Source organism: Saccharomonospora cyanea NA-134, from assembly GCF_000244975.1.
Lineage (GTDB): Bacteria > Actinomycetota > Actinomycetes > Mycobacteriales > Pseudonocardiaceae > Saccharomonospora > Saccharomonospora cyanea.
Window position 1 is genome coordinate 836,793 of record NZ_CM001440.1, and the last position, 20,028, is coordinate 856,820.

Consider the following 20,028-nt stretch of genomic DNA (forward strand, 5'->3'; position numbering starts at 1 on the left):
GTGGACGAGTTGGCAGGGCGGCCGCGGTCGAGGGTGATGCCCTCGGTCGAGGAAAGTCCGGACTCCACAGGGCAGGGTGGTTGCTAACGGCAACCCGGGGTGACCCGCGGGACAGTGCCACAGAAAACAGACCGCCCGGCCTTAACGGTCGGGTAAGGGTGAAACGGTGGTGTAAGAGACCACCAGCGCCTCGGGTGACCGGGGCGGCTCGGTAAACCCCACCCGGAGCAAGGCCAAGAGGGAGCCGCGAGGCTCCTGCGCAGGCGATCGAGGGCGGCCCGTCCGATGCCTGCGGGTAGGTCGCTCGAGCCTGTCGGCGACGGCAGGCCCAGATGGATGGTCGCCCATCGCCCGCCGCGAGGCGGGCGTGGACAGAATCCGGCTTACATGCCAACTCGTCCACCCCCGTTTCGAGGTGGGCGGTGTTTCCGAACGCCCGAACGGCGACGCGGAAGAACCGGATAGCCTCCCGGGATGCCGGACGTCCGTGACTTCCGACGTGCCTGTTACGCCGTCGCCCGTCGCACCGGTGGAGAGATCGTCGGGTTCCACCTCGCCACCGGCGTGGCCCCGAACTTCCACCAGGGGCTCATCGCCTATCCCGACCGCACGGTCGCCGTGGTGTGTACGCGTGACTCGGCGATACTGGCCGTCGCGGAGCCGCGAGCCGTCGACCGTCACACGGAATCAGGCCCACTGACGTTCGTCGATCGGCCCGAGCTGTCGGCGGTCCTGGCGGAGCTGCCGGGGTTCCGGGTGCTCACCCGGTCCGAACTGGACGCCCAGTTCGATGCCGCGGCCTGGCCCGATGTCCTGGCGGAGGACGTCAGGTACTGGCGTCCCACCTGCCTCGGCGAAGCGCTCTTCAACTACTGGGACTGACGAGCCCTCACCCCGGCGTCGGCAAGGTTCGAGTGGAGGCCCGTGATCGCGTGGCGCGGCCGGCACCGTCACGGTGTCATGCGGAAGGTGACGTAGTCGACCGTCCAGCCGTCCTTGGTCAGGCTTCGCTCGGCGACGACGGTGCGGTCGAAGCCCGCCTCGTCGGTGAGGAACGTCAGGTGGTCCAGATCACCCGAAGTCCCGAAGAAGACCAGCATGCGGCCGTCGTCGGTCAGGTGTTCGCGCGCTTGCCGGAAGAATCTCGTCATGGCTCCGTAGTTCTCGTCGGTGATCGCCGTCTCGAACAGCGTGCGAGGCCGGAACCAGCGAAACGGCGGATCGAACACGATGAGGTCGAACCGGCCGTGGACGTGGCTGAAGACGTCGCTGTGACGGATCTCGATCCGATCGGCGACGTCGTTGCGTCGCGCGTTGTCCCGCGCGGCCTCCAGCGCCTTCGGGTTGACGTCCACGGCCAGCACCGCCTCGGCTGTGGACGCGGCGAGGACTGCGTTCACGCCGCTGCCGGTGCCCATGTCGAGCACGCGGTCGGTGTCGCGGACCTCGTCGAGAACGGCACCGCCCAACAGTTCCGACACCGGAGTGAGGGGCATGACGTCGGGTGGGACCACGATGTCGCGGCCGAAGTAGGTGACCCGCTGCGTCTCGCGTGCGGAGTCACCGAGGTAGGCCCTCTCGTGCCAGCGACGGATGCGCTCGATCCGGTCGGCCGACATGCGTGGGCGGTGGGCGGGAAGTTCGGCGTCGTCGGTCATTCCGGAACGGTAGCGGCGCCTGACCGGCCGGTCACCCGATTCGGAAAAGCATGTGGCCTTGCCGGTCCCGAAGACAGCACCGGCGCGTTCGGACCTTCCCGAGGCGGCTGCTCGAACACTAGGGTGAGTCGCATGGACCGCGCCGTTGCCTCCGAAGTCGCCCTGCGCTGTCACAGGGCGCTCGAGCCGCTGCACAGCTTCGTCTACTTCGCACCCGAGGTGGAGCAGGCCTTCATCGACGCGGGTCTGGAGTCCGGCCGCATGCCTTACTTCGCGGGCCGGGCCGCGCCGCTGGGCCCCGTGGGCGCGGGCGTGGTGGCCGCGACGTTCTACAACTTCAATCCCCGTCTCGTGGCGCGCTGCATCCCGAAGGCGTGGAGTCTCGTGGAGCCCACCGAGATCGTGAAGCTGCGCTTCGCGGGCGCCGAGGCCGCCCTGCGCCGGCTCCTCGGCGACGCGGTGGACGCCCCCGAGCTGGCCGAACTCGCCGAGCTCGTGCGCGAGGCCGCGGAGGCGTGCACACCCGAGGGGCGCCCGCTGTTCGCCGCCCACGCCGATCTCCCATGGCCCGACGGCCCCGTGGCGACGCTGTGGCACGGCGCGAGCCTGCTGCGGGAGCACCGGGGGGACGGGCACATCGGCGTCCTGGTCGCCGAAGGACTGTCCGGCCTCGAAGCCCTCGTCACGCACACCGCCACCGGGAAGGGTTTCCGCGCCGACGTCGCCAAGCGGCTGCGCGGGTGGAGCGACGAGGAGTGGGTGAGCGCGGAGAAGCAGCTGTGCGAACGGGAGATCCTCGACGCCGACGGCGCGCTGACACCGCGGGGGGAGGCGCTGCGCACGCGGCTGGAGGAGCGCACCGACGAGGTCGCCTCCGCGCCGTACCGGCGGATCGGTGAGGACTCGGCGCGCCGCATCGCCGAGCTCGCCAAACCCTTCGCGCGGACGGTGCTGAAGGCCGGCGGCATCCCACGGGAGCTGTTCGCGAACCGCTAGGCGCCGCGACAGCAGGTGTCGTGCGGCTGTGGACCCCGCCGCGGGCGAGGTGTCACGGCACGTCACCGGTCAGGGGCCGCTGTCCGGCAGGGCCGCTCCGTGCCGTCCCTCGTCCGGACGACTCGCAGGCCCTGCGCCGGTACAGGTCAGGACCACTGTCCGGTCTCCGTTCCCCGATTCCTCTGGGCATGGTTCACTGTCTTAGCGGTCACTGACCGAGGGAGTTCTGGCACACACTGTGAGGGGGCGTCGGTGCGTACGAGTGAACGCTGTCACGTGAGGGGACACCCGCACGGGTCGAGCGTGAACCACGCCGTCGGAGCCCGTGGACTGGGGGACGCTCGCGTCCCGGTGTGTGGGATCACGCAGGGAGGCCGAGTGGACGGGCCACGGCACAGGGGTGGACCTTTGACCCCTACCAATCATCACGCCATGATGTTGGGTGAACACGGCACGTGCTGGACAACCGGTGCTGCGCACACCCGTGCGCCGCGCCACACACCCCGGCCACTCGGGAGCATGCGATGACCACGATGACGCTTGCGACACTCGCGCAGGCCGAGCTCGACACGGACAACGTCCAGGGCTGGATCCTGGACAACATCATCCCGCTCGTGCTGCTCGCCGTCGCGCTGCTGCTGTTGTGGCTCGGTGGCGGCAAGGGCGACAACGCGGGTGTGATGCGCAGGTTGGCGGGTGTGGTCATCGCTCTGGCGATCGTCGGCCTCGCGGTCAGCGGGCTGGGCGTCGACGTCGGCCAGTGGCTGGCCAGTCTGTTCACGAGCTGACGTAGGGCACGCGCGGTGCGCATTCGAACTGACGACGAGATCTACCGCGTCGACGCCGTCTGGCTCGGTCCGCCGAAGGCCACCTTCCCGTGGCGGGCGCGCTACGTCGCGTGGGGCGTGGGGATCCCGGTTTTCCTCGTCGTGCTCGGTGTCGAGCGGCAGGTCGGTATCGGCTTCGACTTCTTCTCCACGGCGTGGGCGCTGGTCATCACCATCGCCCTCACCCGCATCATCACCTCGAAGATCAGCCACGAGCGTCCGCTGGGCGCGGTGTTCACGATGTGGTGGCGCGAACTCCACGCGCCCCGCGAACGCCGGACCCCGACGGGCGGTGCCGCGAGCGCGAGCAAGCTCAGAGTGAACCGCGAGCGGCCGAGACCGCGAGCCAAGCGCCGTGGCGGGGCCCGGCGTGGTGCGGCACCGCCGCCCGCTCCGTACCCGCCAGACAGCCCAGCACGAGCGCGCCGTCGCCCGGCGGCGGTCGGGAGGTAGTCGTTGTTCGGTCGCGGCAGTAGCCGGAAAGCCCAGTACCCGGCAGCAGCGCAGAGGGCCGGAAGCGGCCGCCGGGGCAGGCGGCTGCCCGGCGAGCAGTCCATTCCCAGCTACACACCGTCGATCGCCGCTCGTTCGATCGACGGGCACCTGCTTCGCACCGGGCACGAGGTGTACGCGTGGTACCGGCTGGCGCCCCAGCGGTGGTCGTTCCGGTCGGACTCGCAGCGACGGGACCTGATCGCCGCGATCGCCGGCCAGTACGCGGAGCTCCAGGGCCGCTGGCTGCACCTTCGTGTCACCACCCGGCCGTATCCCATCAGGATGTGGGCCGAGGCGCACGTCCACAACGCCCACGGCCGCCCCTCCGACGTGCCGGATGCCCTGTCGTTCGACGACTACCTGGTCGGCGAGCAGCAGCAGTTGATGGGGCGGTCGATGGCGGAGAAGGAGGTCTACCTGGGGGTCCAGGTCCAGACCCGTCGGGTGGTCGACCGCGCGGTGGAACGTGCCGCGCCGTTGCTGCGCAAGATCCTGCCCGAGGCCGTGGACGCCGAGCTGGCCGCGTTGGACTCCGAGGTGGAGCACCTCGACCAGGTCATCGGCGCGCCGGGCCTCGAGGGGCGTCCGGTGCAGGCCGAGGAGATGTCCTGGTTGATGCACCGTTCGTGCTCGCTGGGGCTGCCCGCGCCGAGGAACCTGCCCGCCGTGCCGGGGGCGGCGTGGGAGCCGGAGGACCTCGCGAGCTTCACCGACGCCGCGGACTTCCACTGCGAGCCGTACGCGCCCACCGTCACGGTGCGGGGCCGCACCGGCTCCAACGCGGGCGTCGCGCGGCACGTCGCCGTCCTCACCGTGGGCCAGATGCACGGCCTTTCGATCCCCGAGGTCGACGACCCGTGGGTGCAGCACGCCGACCGGCTGCCGTCGGCGGTGGAGTGGTCGGCGCGCATCTACGTGCGTAGGCCGGAAGAGGTCGCGGGCGAGCTGCAACGGCAGATGAACAAGGTGCGCTCCCAGGTCAAGCACTACACCGACGAGCACGACCTGGAGCCGCCGCAGTCGTTGGCCCGGCAGGCGTCGCGGGTGCTGGAGATCGACGACGAGATGACGTCGGGGTTCACGGCACTGGCCACGCGCGTGCGGTCGTGGTGGCGGCTCGCGGTGTCCGGTCCCACGGAGCGGGACGCGCTGCGACTCGCGCAGCAGTTGCTCGACCTCTACAAACCCAAGATCGCGATCGAGCATCCGGAGGCGCAGTACGCGCTGGCGCGGGAGTTCATCCCGGGTGAGCCGCTGTCGTCCGGCGCGTATCTGCGCCGGGGTTCGGTGGTGTGGGCCGCCTCGGCCGTGCCCACCGCGACGGCCGAGGTGGGCGACCGGCGCGGCATCCTGCTCGGCGAGACCTGCACGGCCACCCGCAGGCCCGTCGCGTGGGACCCGTGGATGGCGCAGGAAGTCCGAGACGGCTCCGGCCTGACGGCGATGGTGGCGGGCCTCGGTGGCGGCAAGTCGTTCCTCGGTGGCGGCATCGTCTACAAGACGCTGCGGGCGGGAGCCCACTGGACGATCCTCGACCCGTCGGGGCCGTTGTCGGCGTTGTGCGAGCTGCCGGAGATCCGGCCGTACGCGCGGCCGATCAACCTGCTCAACGCCCAGCCGGGCATCCTCAACCCGTACCGTGTCGTGGCCGAGCCACAGCTCGAACACTTCATGGACGAGGACGACCCCGAGCGGGCGTGGCGAAGGGAACGCGCGCTGGCGGGCGCGACCCGGCGACGTCTCGTGCTGGACGTGCTCACCGGTGTGCTGCCGTACGAGGTGGCGCGGATGCCACAGACACGCATCGTGCTGCTCCGCGCCGTGCGCCGGGTCGGGGGACGCTACGACGCCGACCCCGGCCAGGTGATCGACGCGCTGCGCCGCGACTCCAGTGAGCACCACGAACACGCCGTCGTGGTGGCCGACTTCCTCGACGAGCTGCGCGAACGCATGTCGCTGCTCATCCCCGAAGCCGACGCCGACCCGTACTCCGACACCCGTGACGACCGGCTCACCGTCCTCACGATGGCCGGACTGACGCTTCCGAAGGAGGGCGTGGGCCGGGAGCACTGGACCGACGCCGAGGCGCTCGGTGTCGAGATGCTCAACCTCGCGGCGTGGCTCACCCAACGCTCGGTGTACGAGAAGCCGAAGGAGGAACGCAAGGGCGTCTGGATCGACGAGGCGTTCTTCCTGTCCGAGGTGCCCACAGGGCGGGTGCTCATGAACCGGTTCGCGCGCGACTCGCGGAAGTGGAACGTGCGCGTGCTGCTGTCGTCGCAGATCCCCGCCGACTTCCTGAGGATCCAGGGCTTCGTGGCACTGCTCGACTCGGTGTTCGTGGGCCGGCTCGACGACGACGAGACCCAGTCCGACGCGTTGCGCCTGCTCAAGGTGCCGGTCGGGGTGGGCTACGAGCACGTGGTCGCGGCGCTGGGCCGCAGGCCGGGTTCGCGCCGCGACGTCGAGCGTGACACCGAGCCGCGGCAGTTCATCTTCGCCGACGGCGCCGGTGGCGTCGAACGTATCCGGGTGGACTTCTCCGGTCCGCACCTCGAACACCTGCGCACGGCACTCGACACCACACCCGGTTCGGCGTCGAACGCCGCGCGCCGGGCTCCCACCGCCGGTGGTGCGGCCAACGAGAACGGTGGGAGCGAGGGCGCCGCGCCTCTGCCCGAGCCACCGGAGCCGGAGCTGGACGAGGAACTGGAACGCGCGGCGGAGCGGGAGGTCGGCCTCACCGAGGAGGACGTGCTGGCGGGCACGACCGAGGCCGACGGCGCACGTGAGAACGGGGCCGGGAAGGCGCGCTCGGAGGGCAAGGAGCACGCGGGAGCCGGCAAGGGCGGCACCGGCAGGGATGCGGCATGAACACGATCATGACGTTGGTGGCCGTGGCCTGCTGCGCGTGGGCGTGGCGGGCGCTGCGGGCGCGCCGTCGTGGCGGCCCCGTGCGGCGCAGGGGGCCCGCGCTCGCGATGGTCGTGGCGGTGCTGGGGCTCCAACTGACGATCACCGCGCCCGCGTCCGCGCAGGACGGGTGCGAGGTCCCGAACCCGGAACGCCCTGGGTCGGGCATGGTGGGCGCCATCGACCCACCGGCCGCGAACGGGGAGGCGGGCAGCGCCTACCTCGACTACAGCTACGCGGGCATGGTGTGGCACGTCTACGACTGCGACAACGGCGCGCTCAGCCTCGGCTCGCCGGAGTCCACCATCGACACGTGGGCGGGCAACCAGCTCTTCAACATCGCCAAGAACATCGTCGGCGCCACGAACTCGCTGCACTACACGGTGCTGGAGGGCGGGCTGCTCAACCCGATCTACAACGCCGTTTCGGAGGGCGCGAAGGCCGTCTACGACAACGTCTACACCCAGCTCTTCGGCCTCTTCGCCCTGCTGCTGGCGATCCTGCTGTTCCGCAACATCTGGCGGGGCGACCTGTCCACGGTGAGCAAACGCGCGCTGTTCGCGCTCGGCGGGGTGTGGCTGGCCGCGTCGTCGATGGCGCTGCTGCGCTACTACGACGACATCGACCGCGCCATCGTGCAGACCACCACCAACATCCAGGCCGGGTTCGTCGACGAGACCGAAGACCGTGTGGTGCGGCACATCCTGCCCACCGACCTGCACAACGAGGTGGTCTACGACAACTGGCTGCGTGGGGAGTTCGGTGCTCCCGACTCACCGCAGGCGGACGAGTTCGGCAGGGAGTTGCTCGACGCGCAGGCGTTCACGTGGGAGGAGATGCGCAGCGGCGACGACGCCGACGAGGCGCTGATCGAGGAGAAGAAGTCGGCGTACCGCGAGATCGCGGGCCAACTCGGCCCCGCGTCGGGCTACTTCACGGGTGAGGACGGCAGCCGCACCGGCGTCGGCTTCCTCGCGTTCCTGCAGAGCCTGTGTTACGCGCTGTTCCAGTTGTTCGCGAAGGCGGCGGTGCTGCTGGCGCAGATCCTGGTGCGCCTGTTCACGTTGACGGCACCGCTGATCGGTCTCGTCGCGATCCTGCACCACGACATCCTGCGCCGTGTCGGCCGGGTCGTCGGAACGGTCGCGTTCAACCTGCTGGTGCTGTCGGTGCTCGCGGGTGTGCAGGCGTTGCTGTTGCGGGCCATCTTCACGGCGGGCAGCGCGCTGTCGATGCTGACCCAGATGGTGGTCGCGGGCCTGGTCACCGTGTTGCTGTTCATGGTGGGCAAGCCGGGCAAACGGTTGTGGCAGATGGTGGAGATGTCCGTCGGCATGGTCGGTGCGGCGGTGCCGACGCCGCGCGGAGGCCTCTTCTCCCGGTTCCGCCGTGGCGGTGACACGCCCAGCCCCCAGGACGAGTTCTGGAAGACGGTGGCGGAGCAGGACGCCGCCGAGGGCGGTGCGAACACGCGGGGCACCGGAGGGGTGCTCGCGGGTGGGCGCAACCGTCCCGAAGCGACGGTCGTGGCCACGGCCGAGCGCCTCGACACGCGGGCGGGCGGTGGTGCGCACCCGGCCACGCTGTGGTCGCCCGGTGCGCGGGCGGCGTTGCCCGCGGCGGGAAGCGACTCCGCGGGGGTGTTCGGCGGGTACCCGCCGAGCCGGTCACCCGGTGACTACGTGAGTGGGCAGGGCCCTATGCCGGTGGTCTCGGGCGGCAGCCGCAGGGTCGATACCGCGCCGGTGAGCGATCCCGGCTGGGACCGGCTGGACGACGTGGATCCCGTGGTGGTGCCGTCGCGACTGTCGGCGAGCGCCGACCCCGTGACGGCGGCGCCGTCCACCTCGCCCCCGGTGCGGAACGCGGCTCCGGCCGCCGTGCCGCAGCCTCGCCGCGTGGAACACGAGCTGGTGGCGGGCAAGCCCGTGTTCGTGCTCTACCGGCCGTCGCGGGGACTCGAGGTCCGTGACGACGGTCGCGACACCGACCGCGTGGTCCGGTAGGGGGCGCGGGTATGCCGATTCGTACGAACCGGGGCCGGGCGGCGGTGTACCGCCGCCTGTGGGGCTGGCCGATGCGCTCGCCGACACACCTCGTGGGCACCGTCGTCCTGGTCGTCGCGTTGATGATCGCCGCGGGGCTGCTCGTCCCGAGACTGGTGGGTGACAACGGGACGGCTCCCGGCTCGCCGGGGGCGGCCGGGTCCACTGGGTCCACTTCGGACAGTGTCGCTCGCTCGCCGGAGGGCAGCGCGGAGCCGACGCTCGACCGGGAGACGCTCCCGACGCGTCTTTCCGAACCGCTCGCCACGCCCACCACGGCCGAGCCCGCGCCCGAGGCGTTGGAGGTGGCGAAGCAGTGGGTCACCGCGTGGGCGGCCGCGCCGGAGGACGGTGCCCAGGACGCGTGGCTGGAGAGCCTGCGCCCGTACACCACGGCGGAGTTCCTGCCGCAGCTTCGAACCGTGGACCCGTCCAACGTCGAGGCCACCAAGGTCGTCGGTGAGCCGAAGGCACGTGAGGCCTACACCCGGTCGGTGAAGGCCGAGGTCACCACCGACGGGCCGACGTTGCTCGTCACCGTGATCGAGACCGACGACGGGTGGCGGGTGACCGGCTACACCGAGGCAGTCGAGTGAGGGGGTGATGCCGCCGTGCGAGCCGGACTGCTGATCGGATTCGTCGCCGCCGCGACCACCACCGTGCTCGTGGCCGCCGGCGCGGTGATGGTGCTCGACAGCCAGCGGCAACAGGTCCACGCCACCCCGTTGAGCTGCAACGCGGCGCTCGGCCCCACCCAGCCGGGACAGCAGGGCCGGGGCGCGAACGACGCCGCGAACCTGACCGACGAACAACTGGGCACGGTCTCGCTCATCATCTCGATCGGCAAGGAACGGGAGCTCTCGCCGAGGGCGTGGCAGATCGCGATCCAGGCCGGTATGACCGAGTCGGGGTTGCGCAACGTCAACTACGGCGACCGGGACTCACTCGGGATCTTCCAGATGCGGCCGTCGATGGGGTGGGGCTCGCCCGCGCAGGTCACCGATCCCACCTACGCGGTGAACAAGTTCTACGACGTACTGGAGGCCATTCCCGGTTGGGAGGACATGCGGCCCGGTGACGCGGCGCAGGCCGTGGAGCGTTCGGCGTTCCCCGACCGCTACCACCGGTGGGAGCCGATGGCGGTGCACCTCGTCGAGACACTCGGGGAGGTGTCCGACGCCACGGGGTGCGGACCCGGCATGGGGGCCGCGCTGCCGCCCAACGAGGAGGCGGCCAAGGCCATCGAGTTCGCGCTCGACGAGCGCGGCAAGCCGTACGTGTGGGGCGCGGAGGGCCCGGACGCGTACGACTGCTCCGGGCTGATGCAGACGGCCTACGAGGCGGCCGGGATCACGCTGCCGCGCGTGTCCCGCGACCAGTACGGGGCGGGAGCGATGTTGCCGGTGGAGGAGGCGCAGCCGGGCGACCTGGTGTTCTGGGCCTACGACTCGTCGGACCCGTCGACGATCCACCACGTCGCCATGTACCTGGGTGAGGGGAAGATCGTGGAGGCACAGCAGTCCGGTGTTCCCGTGCACACGCGGGACTTCTCGTTCGACGAGGCCGGTCTCGTGCCGCAGGCCGTGCGGCCCGGTGTGTGAGGAGAAGGCGTGGCCAAGCAGTGGGGTAGGCGAAGGAAAGCGAAGAGCCCGGTCGTGGTGCCTCAGGCGTTCGACGCGGCGTTCGGTACGCCCGCGCAGGGGCGGCGGGTGAACCAGCCGCTCCGGCCGGACCGGGGTGTCGCGTCGAGCACGCCCCTGGCCGATCAGCTGTCCACGGAGGCCCCCGGGGTCACGGAGAACTACGTGGTGCTGCCGCGCTCGCTGGCCGAGGACATGCCGTTGCCGTGGCAACAGCAGATGGCCGCGTTGCTCGCCCAGTTCCACGAGACGCACCGGAACCTGTCGTGGCCGACGTACCGCGTGGTGCCGTCGCGTCCCGAGCGACTGGTCGACCTGGACGAGGAGCAGCTCGCGGGAGCGGGCTACCTGGTGGAGCTCGACGCCGACGGCGAGATGGTCTACCGCGACCGCACCGGCAGGCGGGTGGAGGACCCGGAGAACACCGTCGCTCTCGTGCCGTGCCTCGATCCGGTCGTACGCAAACCGGGCCACACCGCCGACGCGCCGGAGGGCGGAGCGGCCAAGCCGGGTGCCGTACCCATGAACATCGGTCCGCAGCCGGTGTGGCGCACCACGACCACCCCCGGGTCGTCGGCGCCCCCGCTGCCACCACCGCCCACGGCGCCGTCCCTCACGTCGCCCCCGGCTGCGGCTTCGGCGCCCGAACCCGCGCCGAAACCGCCCGAAACGCCCGGTCTGGGCCCGGGGGATCGCGGCTGGTTCGACGAGCTGGAACCGGCGAGCGGCACGGCCGGACCGCGCGACGAGCCGGGCCGGTCCGGACCCGCAGCGGCGGACTCGGAGAGCCCGGCGCCGGAATTCGGTCCGACCGGTGACGAGCCGACGGAGATCCCTTACCGCTATCGCCGTTGACCGGTCCATGCCAGGCTGACATCTATGGCAGCCAAACGTAAGGACCCGAACCCGCCGACGGGCTGGTGGTACAACACGCGGACAGGCGAGGTCGAGCACGGCGAGCTGTCGCGAGCCATCGACCTCATGGGGCCGTATCCCGACGAGGCCACCGCGCGGCGCGCGTTGGAAATCGCCAAGGAGCGCACGAAGCGTGCCGATCGGGCGGAGGCCGAGTGGGAGGGCGAGGACGTCGACGAGCCGTGATCCGGCACGAGCGGCGACATCCGGGGCTGCCGGGTTAGTGTCGAGGTGTGGCTCTGGTGGCGCACGGCCAGGGCGCCGGCGATTTCGCCTCGCTGCGCGCCGAGTTCGCGCTGCCGGAGTCGTTCCCGCCGCAGGCTCTGGCAGAGGCCGAGGTCGTCGCCGGTGATCCCCTCTCCTGTCCGGGCCGTCGCTCCGACGCCACCGACCTGCCTCTCGTGACCGTCGACCCGCTGGGTGCCAAGGACCTGGACCAGGCGGTGCTGCTGACGCGGCGCGGCAGGCGCGGGTTCCGTGTGCACTACGCGATCGCCGACGTCGCCGCGTTCGTCGTTCCCGGTGGTGCGCTGGACGCCGAGGCGCGACGCCGTGGCCAGACGCTGTACCTGCCGGACGGCAACGTGGGGCTGCATCCGCCGATGCTGGCCGAGCAGGCCGCGAGCCTGCTGCCCGGAGTGGTGCGACCCGCGGTGTTGTGGACGCTCGACGTGGACGCCGAGGGGGAACCGTGCGCGGTCCGGGTGCGCCGGGCGTGGGTGCGCTCGGTGGAGCAGCTCGACCACGACTCGGTGGCCGAGGCGTTGCGGGCCGGCACACCACACCCGTCCGTGGCCGCGCTGCCGGAGCTGGGCAGGTTGCGGCGGGAGCGCGCGGCCCGGCGGGGCGCGCTGGAGCCGCAGGTGCCCGAACAACGCATCCGGGCCGAACCCGAGGGCGGTTGGGCGTTGGTGCGCAGGCTGAGACACGAGGTGGAGGAGTGGAACGCCGAGCTTTCGTTGCTCACGGGCATGGTGGCGGCGAAGCTGATGATCGAGGCGGGGGTCGGCGTACTCCGCACGGTGCCCGAGGCGGGTGACGACGCCGTGGACTGGCTGCGGCGGTCCGCCCGCACGCTCGGTGTGCCGTGGCCGGACTCGGCGGGTGTCTCGGAGGTACTGGCCGAGCTCGATCCGGCCGATCCCGCGTCGCTGGCGTTGCACGCGGCGACGGTGCGGCTGTTGCGGGGCGCCGGCTACACCGCCTTCGACGGCGAGGTCCCCGAGTCGGTCGGCCACGGGGGCATCGGCAGTCCGTACGCGCACGTCACCGCACCCATCCGGCGGTTGGTGGACCGCTTCGCCACCGAGGTGTGCCTCGCGGTCACCGAAGGCAGGGACGTCCCGGAGTGGGCGCGCCGGTCACTCCCGGAACTACCGCGGCTGATGGGGTTGTCCGACACACGGGCGTCCCGGGTCGAACGGGCCTGTCTCGACCAGGTCGGCGCGTGGGTGCTCGCCGAGCGCGTGGGGACGACGTTCGACGGGGTGGTGTTGCGCTTCGACGCGACGGGATCGGCGGAGGTGTTCGTGCGGAACCCGCCCGTGCTGGTCCGCTGCGCCGACGTGACGGTCCCGGAGGGCAGTGAGATCACCGTGCGTCTCACCGAGGTCGATGTCGCCGACCGGAGGATGTGCTTTGAACAGGCGTGAGCGTAGTGAGGACGGATCGACGGAGGGCTGGACCGACGAGGAGCGCGCGCTGCGGGAGCGGGTCCTGGCCGGACACAGTGTCGTGGTGAACGTGCGGAAGTCGGGACCGCACAAGCATCTCGTGCCGTGGCTGGTGGACGAGGGCCTCATCACCTACGTCGGGCACGCCGGGAACCGGCACTCCTGGCCCGAGTCCGACTTCGCCAACCCCTTCGTGAAGGAGGCGAAGCAGGACCGCACCATGATGGTCCGGCACTACCGGGACTATCTGCGCGACCAGCCCGGGTTGCTGCGCCGCCTGCGCGACGGCGAGCTGAACGGGCGGGCGCTGGGCTGTTGGTGCGCCCCCGAGCCGTGCCACGCCGACGTTCTGGTGGAGTACACGGCATGAAGGACGACCTGGGCGACGACGTCGTGCTCTCCGGCCTGCCGAACCGGGTGGTGTCACTGGTGCCGTCACTGACGGAGGCCGTGGCCGAGACCGTTCCCGGAGTGCTCGTGGGCGCCACCGACTACTGCACGCACCCCGCCGGGCTGGCCGTGCCCAGGGTCGGTGGCTCGAAGTACCCGAAGGTCGACGCGGTGCTCGACTGCGCCCCCGACCTGGTGCTGGGCAACGCCGAGGAGAACCGGCCCGAGGACGTGCGCCGGTTGCGTGAGGCGGGCATCGCGGTGTGGGTCACGGCCGCACCCGCGACCGTGCCCATGGCCCTGGAGTCGCTGCGCACGCTGTTCACGCGTGCGTTCGACGTGGCGGTTCCCACCTGGCTGACCGAGGCCGAGGACGCGTGGCGGGACACGCCTGCCGTGCGCGTCCGCGCCGTGGTGCCGGTGTGGCGCAAGCCGTGGGTGGTGCTGGGCCGCGACACCTTCGGCGGCGACGTGCTGCGCCGCCTCGGCGTCCACAACGTCTACGCCGGGCACGCCGACCGCTACCCGCGACCCACCGTGGAGCAGTTGCGGGCCCGGTTCGCCGACGGCGACGCCGAGCTGCTGGTGCTCCCCGACGAGCCGTACGTCTTCACCGACGACGACGGCCCCGACCACTTTCCCGGTGTGCCCTACGCGCTGGTCTCGGGGCGCAGGCTCACGTGGTACGGCCCGTCGCTGGCCGACGCCAGAGCGGAACTGGAGGCCGCCCTCGCGAACGTCCGAACCCGGTGAGCGCTTCAGGGGCGTGCGGCGAAGGCGTCCGTCGCGCGGCGCAGGGCCCGCAGCACGCCCGGGTCGGTGACCGCGTGCCCCGCACCGTCGACCATGGTCAGCGTGGAGTCCGGCCACGCGCGGTGCAGCTCGAACGCGGTGATCGGCGGGCACACCAGGTCGTAGCGGCCCTGGACGATGTGTCCGGGGATGCCGGCGAGGCGGTGGGCGTCGCGTAGCAGTTGCCCCTCCTCCAGCCACGCGCCGTTCGCGAAGTAGTGCAGGGCGATGCGGGCGAACGCGACGGCGAACGGCGGGGCGCTGTAACTCGCGTGGAAGCCCGGCTGCGGGGTGATCGACACGATCGCGCCCTCCCACGCGCTCCACGCCACGGCCGCCCGCTCGGCGACGTCGGCGTCCGGGCTGTCGACGAGGTCGCGGTACGCGGCGAGCAGGTCACCACCCCGCGCGGGCGGTGGCACCACGTCGACGTAGCGCTGCCACGGCTCGGGAAACAGGTGCCCCGCGCCGCCGTTGTAGAGCCAGTCGAGTTCGGCCCTGCGGGCCGTGAAAACCCCGCGCAGCACCAGCTCACTGACCCGTGACGGGTGGGTCTGCGCGTAGGCGAGCGCGAGTGTGGCCCCCCACGAACCGCCGAACACGAGCCAGCGGTCGATGCCGAGATGCTCCCGCAGGGCCTCCATGTCGGCGACCAGGTGCCACGTCGTGTTCGCCGACAGGTCGACGTTCCGGTCGCTGACGTGCGGCGTGCTGCGGCCCGAGCCCCGCTGGTCGAACTGCACGATCCGGTACACGGCCGGGTCGAAGTGCCGACGCGACACCGGGTTGCTTCCGCTGCCCGGTCCGCCGTGCAACACCACCGCCGGTTTGCCGTCGGGCGCGCCGCTGACCTCCCAGTACACCCGCTGCCCGTCGCCGACCTCCAACATGCCGGTGGCATGGGGAGCGATCGGCGGGTACAAGTCCGGCTCCGGCACCACCCGCGACACCGCCTACCTCCTGTCGAACGACCCGGCGCCCGCCCACGTTCGGTGCTCGCCGGCGCCGGGTCGTTCTTAGCAGGTCCGCGCCGGCGTCAGTGGAAGGTGTGTTCCGCGGCGGGGAACGACCGCTGCCGCACGTCGTCGGCGAACGTCCTCGCCGCCGTGGTGAGCGCTCCGGCGAGGTCGGCGTACTGCTTGACGAACCGAGGGACGCGGCCGGTGCGCAGCCCGGCCATGTCCTGCCACACGAGTACCTGAGCGTCGCAGTCCGGTCCCGCGCCGATGCCCACGGTGGGGATGCGCAGATCGTGGGTGATCTGCTTGGCGACCTCCGAGGGCACCATCTCCATGACCACCGCGAACGCGCCCGCGTCCTGCAGCGCCAGCGCGTCGGCGATGAGGCCGTCGCCCGAGGCGCCACGCCCCTGGACGCGGTAGCCGCCGAGATTGTGCTCACTCTGGGGAGTGAAACCGATGTGGCCCATCACGGGCACCCCTGCCGCGGTCACGGCTTCCACGTGGGCGGCGAACCTGCGCCCGCCCTCCAGCTTGACGGCGTGGGCGCGGCCCTCCTTCATGAACCGCGCCGCCGTGGCCACGGCCTGTTCGGGTGAAGCCTGGTAGGAGCCGAACGGCAGGTCCGCCACCACGAGCGCCTTGGTGACCGACCTGGTGACCGCTCTGACCAGAGGGAGCATCTCGTCGACGGTGATCGGGAGCGAGGACTCGTAGCCGTACACGGTGTTGGCCGCCGAGTCGCCGACCAGCAACACCGGGATGCCCGCGTCCTCGAACAGGCGGGCGGTGTAGGTGTCGTAGGCGGTGAGCATCGGCCACGGCTCGCCGCGTTCCTTCATCTCCTGCAGATGGTGGATGCGGACGCGTTTGCGTAGCGGCGCCTGCTCCGCGGGTGGCTGCCCGTAAGGTGCGGTGGTCTCCCCGCTTCCGGCAGCGTCCGGGTGTGCCTGGGGCGTGTCAGATGACATTGCTGTCGAACCGTCCTTCCCTCGAGGCCGCTCGGCGGTCCCCGGGTCGTGGATCGTTGGCGTCCTCCAGCGTCCCACCCACTGGAAACACTGCCCATCCCGCTGCGACGAGCTTCACATACCCGGCAACCGACGCGGTGAGTGATCACGCGCCTACCGCGAAAGAGTGATGCGTGGTAAGTAACTCGCCATGCTGTCGGGCCTGCATCGTGCCGAGCCACCCCTGGGTGCGGTCCGTCGGCTCACGGCGGTGTTGCTGTTCGTCGGTGCCGTGTCCCATGCCGGTTTCCTCGCCGAGACGTTCCTCGACACCGAGCTGTCGCCGTGGCACACCGTCCCGGCTCGCCTGGCCTCCGCCGGGCAGCCCTACCGCGAGGTGTTCCGGTACACCGACGGGGTCGCCGGAGCTGCCTTCGTGCTGGCCGGTCCCTCTCTGTTCCGCATCGCGCCCGTGCACTGGCCGGGCAGGCTCACCGTGGTGGTGCTGTTCGGGTACGGCCTGTTGCTGCTGCTCCGGGCGGCTTTCCCGCCCCAGTGCCTCCCCGAGGGGGCGGGGTTGTGTGCCCCGACCGGACATGTCGGCGACCTGTTGGTGCTGGCGGCGGGGGTGCAGTACGTCGGGGGACCGTTGATCGTGGGGGCCTGGTGGCGCGGTCGGTGGAGGGTGGTCACCCGGGCGCTGTTCGTGCTCCAGTTCGCGCTGTGGGCCGCGCTCGTCGCCGCGGGCTGGCTGCTCGACGGCCGCTTCGTGGGGCTGGCCGCGCGGCTGCAGACCCTCGGAGCCTCCGTGTTGTTCGGCGTCGGGGCCGTCTACATCCTCCGCATGGGCGGCGCGCGGCGGCCGCCGGAGCGGTCCCCGCAACCGGAAGGGTCCACCCCGTGCCTGGGCTGATCGGGCCCGTCGCCGACGAACGCGAGGGACTGCTCGACTACCTCGCGCAGCAGCGGTACGTGTTGTGCCTCGCAGCGTACGGGCTGACCGACCAGCAGATCCGGAGGACACCGACGGTGAGTTCGCTGAGCATCGGCGGCATCCTCAAACACGTCTGCCGCACGGAGCGGATTTGGATCGACATCGTGTGCGGTCTCGGGCTGACCGATCCCGGCGACGATCTGCGGCTCGCGCCCGGCGAAACCCTCGCAGACCTCATCGGGGAGTACGAGCGGGTGGCCACGCGTACCGAGGAGGTCGTCGCGGACATCGACGACCTCGGCCGCCCCGTGCCCGTGCCCCGCGACGTGCCGTGGTTCCCGGACGACGTGGACGCGTGGTCGGTGCGGTGGGTGTTGCTGCACCTGATCGAGGAGACGGCCCGGCACGCCGGGCACGCCGACATCATCCGGGAGTCGATCGACGGCGCCACCGCGTTGCCGCTCATGGCAGCGGCGGAGGGCTGGCCGCAGACCCCGTGGCTGTCACCGTGGCGCCCGCCGGCGCGGCCCGGTCAGAGGTCGAACAGCGCCGGTTGGTCGCCGTGAACTCGTTCCACGCTGAGCAGCCGCTGTTTGGTGCCGACCCCGCCTGGCCCGGAGAACCCGCCGATCGCGCCGTTCGCGCCCAGCACCCGGTGACACGGGACGATGGGCGGGAACGGGTTGGCCCCCAGCGCGCGGCCAACGGCCCGCGCCGCGTGCGGTTCGCCGAGGTGGGCGGCGACGTCGCCGTACGTCACCGTGTGGCCCACCGGTACCGTGCGCACGAACTCGTAGACCCGGCGGTGGAACGCGGGCACGGTGGTCAGGTCGAGCGGCACGTCCGAAAGATCCACCGCCTCGCCGCGCAGCAGCGACACCACACCGTCGACCGCGGGCTGTAGCGACACGGGGACGGGAGCCTCCACCGCATCCGGCACCACGGTGACGAGGTGCGAGCGGACGTCGTCGGCGTCGGCCTCGGGAAGCAGGCCGCGCACCACGGTGCCCGCCCGCCAGGCGATCCCGCAGTGTCCGAGGGACGTGCCGAACACGGCGAAACCGGTGGGCTCGGTCGTCACGGCTGGTGGACCTCTCGCCAGAGGTTGGTCATGGGCAGCCTGCGGTCACGGCCGAACGCCTTGAACGTGATCTTCGTGCCGGGCGGGTACTGCCTGCGCTTGTACTCCGCGCGGTCCACCAGCCGCACCACCCGGTCGACGACTTCGGCGTCGAACCCGGCCGCGAGCAGGTCGGCGAACCCGCGATCACCCTCGACGTAGTCGTCGAGGATGTCGTCGAGCAGCTCGTAGTCGGGCAACGAGTCGGTGTCGAGTTGCCCCGGCCGCAACTCGGCCGACGGCGGCTTGGTGATCGAGTTCGGGGGGATCGGCGGCGTCTCGCCGCGTTTCTCGGCCTCCGCGTTGCGCCAGCGCGCGAGTTCCCACACCTGTGTCTTGAACACGTCCTTGATGGGCGCGAACCCGCCCACCGCGTCACCGTAGATCGTGGAGTACCCGACGGCCAGCTCGGTCTTGTTGCCGGTGGCGAGCACGAGGTGGCCCTCCAGGTTGGACAGCGCCATCAGCAACATGCCCCGCACCCGGGCCTGGATGTTCTCCTCGGCCAGCCCCGTCAGGTCCAGCTGGTCGACGTAGGTGGCGACCATGTTCTCCACGGGCTCGACGCGGAAGTGGCAGCCGAGCCGCTCGGCCAGGTCGGCGGCGTCGGCGCGCGAGTGCTCGGAGGAGTACTTCGACGGCATCGCCACGCCGTGGACGGCGTCGGCGCCGAGTGCGTCGGCGGCCAGGGCGGCCGTCACCGCGGAGTCGATGCCACCGGAGAACCCGAGGATCACCGAACGGAACCCGTTCTTGCGCACGTAGTCGCGCAGGCCCACCACGAGGGCCGACCACACCTCCGCCTCGTCCGGCAACGGTTCGGCGATCACGAGCCGGTGAGTGGGGGAGTACGCCTCCAGCGGGGTGTCACCGAGGACCCGTCGTCGCACGCGGAAACCCTCGACGGTTTCCTCGGTGTTCCCGGAGCCCGCGACGTCCTCCCGCCGCCGCTGCGGCAACTCGAGGTCGACCACGAGCAGGTGCTCGACGAACTGGGGCGCGCGGGCCAGCAGCGTCCCGTCCTCGGCCACCACGATGGAGTCGCCGTCGAACACGAGGTCGTCCTGCCCGCCGACCTGGTTCGTGTACACGATGGGGGCCCCGGCCTCGGCGGCCCGCCGGGCCACCAGAGGCAGCCGCACGTCGTCCTTGGCCCGTTCGTAGGGCGAGGCGTTCGGGGACAGCACGAGATCCACCCCGGCCGCGCCCAGCGCGGTCACCGGCCCGCCGTCCTGCCACAGGTCCTCGCACACCACCATGCCCAGGTCGAGGCCGTGCAGTCGCAACACGGTGAGCTCGTCGCCCGGTTTGAAGTACCGGCGCTCGTCGAACACGCCGTAGTTGGGCAGGTGGTGCTTGAACTGCCTGGCCACCACCTCGCCCCGGTACAGCACCGCGACGGCGTTGCGCGGACCCACCTCGTCGGAGTCGAGGTAGCCCACGACCACGAGCACGTCCCCGCACCCGGCGTCCACCACCGCACCGGCGAGGTCGTCGACGGCGGTCTTCGAAGCCTCGGCGAACGCGCTGCGCAGCGCGAGGTCCTCCACCGGATAGCCGGTCAACGTCATCTCGGGGAACACCACGACGTGGGCTCCCTCCGCTGCCGCCAGCCGGGTGTGCTCGACGACGAGTTCGGAGTTCCCGGAAAGATCACCGACGGTCGGGTTCACCTGGGCCAGGGCGATGCGCAGTTGTGGCATGCTCCCATTCTCACCCAC

Annotated in this window: 20 protein-coding genes and 1 other RNA gene; 16 read left to right on the forward strand and 5 right to left on the reverse strand. The window is 71.3% G+C overall.

Annotated features, from left to right (window positions below):
- Positions 1-5: 5 nt before the first annotated feature.
- Together rnpB and SACCYDRAFT_RS04110 are read left to right on the forward strand one after the other, a co-directional pair.
- Positions 6-402, forward strand: an RNA gene (gene rnpB, locus SACCYDRAFT_RS25575) — RNase P RNA component class A.
- Positions 403-474: 72 nt separating this feature from the next.
- Positions 475-882: a hypothetical protein gene (locus tag SACCYDRAFT_RS04110; protein ID WP_005453858.1), complete on the forward strand. Its 408-nt coding sequence runs from the start codon at positions 475-477 to the stop codon at positions 880-882.
- 68 nt (positions 883-950) lie between these two features.
- On the opposite strand, the gene SACCYDRAFT_RS04115 is transcribed toward SACCYDRAFT_RS04110, so the two are convergent.
- The gene (locus tag SACCYDRAFT_RS04115) at positions 951-1,658 is read right to left on the reverse strand and encodes a methyltransferase (RefSeq protein ID WP_005453860.1); all 708 of its coding nucleotides are present in this window, start codon (positions 1,656-1,658) and stop codon (positions 951-953) included.
- A gap of 132 nt (positions 1,659-1,790) precedes the next feature.
- Here SACCYDRAFT_RS04115 and SACCYDRAFT_RS04120 point away from each other — a divergent pair, with 132 nt between their 5' ends.
- From SACCYDRAFT_RS04120 to SACCYDRAFT_RS04175, 12 genes are all read left to right on the forward strand, one after another.
- A complete protein-coding gene (locus tag SACCYDRAFT_RS04120) occupies positions 1,791-2,654 on the forward strand; it encodes an SCO6745 family protein (RefSeq protein WP_005453862.1) in 864 nt (287 codons plus the stop codon).
- A gap of 524 nt (positions 2,655-3,178) precedes the next feature.
- Positions 3,179-3,442: a hypothetical protein gene (locus tag SACCYDRAFT_RS04125; RefSeq protein WP_005453869.1), complete on the forward strand. Its 264-nt coding sequence runs from the start codon at positions 3,179-3,181 to the stop codon at positions 3,440-3,442.
- 15 nt (positions 3,443-3,457) lie between these two features.
- Positions 3,458-3,934 (forward strand): hypothetical protein, encoded by a 477-nt coding sequence (locus SACCYDRAFT_RS04130; protein ID WP_005453870.1) that lies wholly within the window; start codon positions 3,458-3,460, stop codon positions 3,932-3,934.
- Between the two features lie 3 nt (positions 3,935-3,937).
- A complete protein-coding gene (locus SACCYDRAFT_RS04135) occupies positions 3,938-6,850 on the forward strand; it encodes an ATP-binding protein (RefSeq protein WP_005453871.1) in 2,913 nt (970 codons plus the stop codon).
- Positions 6,847-8,895 (forward strand): hypothetical protein, encoded by a 2,049-nt coding sequence (locus SACCYDRAFT_RS04140; protein ID WP_005453872.1) that lies wholly within the window; start codon positions 6,847-6,849, stop codon positions 8,893-8,895. The genes SACCYDRAFT_RS04135 and SACCYDRAFT_RS04140 overlap by 4 nt, the downstream gene beginning before the upstream one ends.
- An 11-nt stretch (positions 8,896-8,906) precedes the next feature.
- Complete coding sequence (locus SACCYDRAFT_RS04145; RefSeq protein ID WP_005453873.1) at positions 8,907-9,530, forward strand: hypothetical protein; 624 nt, start codon at positions 8,907-8,909, stop codon at positions 9,528-9,530.
- Between the two features lie 15 nt (positions 9,531-9,545).
- On the forward strand, positions 9,546-10,535 hold the full coding sequence (locus SACCYDRAFT_RS04150; RefSeq protein WP_005453874.1) for a C40 family peptidase: 990 nt from the start codon (positions 9,546-9,548) through the stop codon (positions 10,533-10,535).
- A 9-nt stretch (positions 10,536-10,544) separates the two neighbouring features.
- Positions 10,545-11,429: a hypothetical protein gene (locus SACCYDRAFT_RS04155; RefSeq protein WP_005453876.1), complete on the forward strand. Its 885-nt coding sequence runs from the start codon at positions 10,545-10,547 to the stop codon at positions 11,427-11,429.
- A 24-nt stretch (positions 11,430-11,453) separates the two neighbouring features.
- Positions 11,454-11,675, forward strand: coding sequence for a hypothetical protein (locus SACCYDRAFT_RS04160; protein ID WP_005453877.1), 222 nt, complete (start codon positions 11,454-11,456; stop codon positions 11,673-11,675).
- A gap of 47 nt (positions 11,676-11,722) precedes the next feature.
- Positions 11,723-13,141 carry an RNB domain-containing ribonuclease gene (locus tag SACCYDRAFT_RS04165; RefSeq protein ID WP_043536137.1) on the forward strand — a complete coding sequence of 473 codons (1,419 nt, stop codon included), beginning with the start codon at positions 11,723-11,725 and terminating at the stop codon, positions 13,139-13,141.
- Positions 13,128-13,532, forward strand: a complete 405-nt coding sequence (locus SACCYDRAFT_RS04170) for a DUF4326 domain-containing protein (RefSeq protein WP_005453879.1) — start codon at positions 13,128-13,130, stop codon at positions 13,530-13,532. The genes SACCYDRAFT_RS04165 and SACCYDRAFT_RS04170 overlap by 14 nt, the downstream gene beginning before the upstream one ends.
- Positions 13,529-14,305 carry a helical backbone metal receptor gene (locus tag SACCYDRAFT_RS04175; RefSeq protein ID WP_005453880.1) on the forward strand — a complete coding sequence of 259 codons (777 nt, stop codon included), beginning with the start codon at positions 13,529-13,531 and terminating at the stop codon, positions 14,303-14,305. The genes SACCYDRAFT_RS04170 and SACCYDRAFT_RS04175 overlap by 4 nt, the downstream gene beginning before the upstream one ends.
- A 5-nt stretch (positions 14,306-14,310) precedes the next feature.
- On the opposite strand, the gene pip is transcribed toward SACCYDRAFT_RS04175, so the two are convergent.
- Together pip and panB are read right to left on the reverse strand one after the other, a co-directional pair.
- Positions 14,311-15,294, reverse strand: coding sequence for a prolyl aminopeptidase (gene pip, locus SACCYDRAFT_RS04180; protein ID WP_005453882.1), 984 nt, complete (start codon positions 15,292-15,294; stop codon positions 14,311-14,313).
- Positions 15,295-15,380: 86 nt separating this feature from the next.
- Positions 15,381-16,274, reverse strand: coding sequence for a 3-methyl-2-oxobutanoate hydroxymethyltransferase (gene panB, locus SACCYDRAFT_RS04185; RefSeq protein WP_005453884.1), 894 nt, complete (start codon positions 16,272-16,274; stop codon positions 15,381-15,383).
- Positions 16,275-16,464: 190 nt separating this feature from the next.
- Here panB and SACCYDRAFT_RS04190 point away from each other — a divergent pair, with 190 nt between their 5' ends.
- Entirely contained in the window at positions 16,465-17,166 is a 702-nt protein-coding gene (locus tag SACCYDRAFT_RS04190; RefSeq protein WP_005453886.1) for a DUF998 domain-containing protein, read from the forward strand.
- A complete protein-coding gene (locus SACCYDRAFT_RS04195; RefSeq protein WP_005453888.1) occupies positions 17,154-17,753 on the forward strand; it encodes a DinB family protein in 600 nt (199 codons plus the stop codon). The genes SACCYDRAFT_RS04190 and SACCYDRAFT_RS04195 overlap by 13 nt, the downstream gene beginning before the upstream one ends.
- On the opposite strand, the gene SACCYDRAFT_RS04200 is transcribed toward SACCYDRAFT_RS04195, so the two are convergent.
- Both SACCYDRAFT_RS04200 and SACCYDRAFT_RS04205 read right to left on the reverse strand, forming a co-directional pair.
- Entirely contained in the window at positions 17,720-18,268 is a 549-nt protein-coding gene (locus SACCYDRAFT_RS04200) for a methylated-DNA--[protein]-cysteine S-methyltransferase (protein WP_005453890.1), read from the reverse strand. The two genes, SACCYDRAFT_RS04195 and SACCYDRAFT_RS04200, sit on opposite strands and share 34 nt — an antisense overlap.
- Entirely contained in the window at positions 18,265-20,010 is a 1,746-nt protein-coding gene (locus SACCYDRAFT_RS04205) for an NAD+ synthase (protein ID WP_005453892.1), read from the reverse strand. The genes SACCYDRAFT_RS04200 and SACCYDRAFT_RS04205 overlap by 4 nt, the downstream gene beginning before the upstream one ends.
- Positions 20,011-20,028 lie beyond the last annotated feature (18 nt).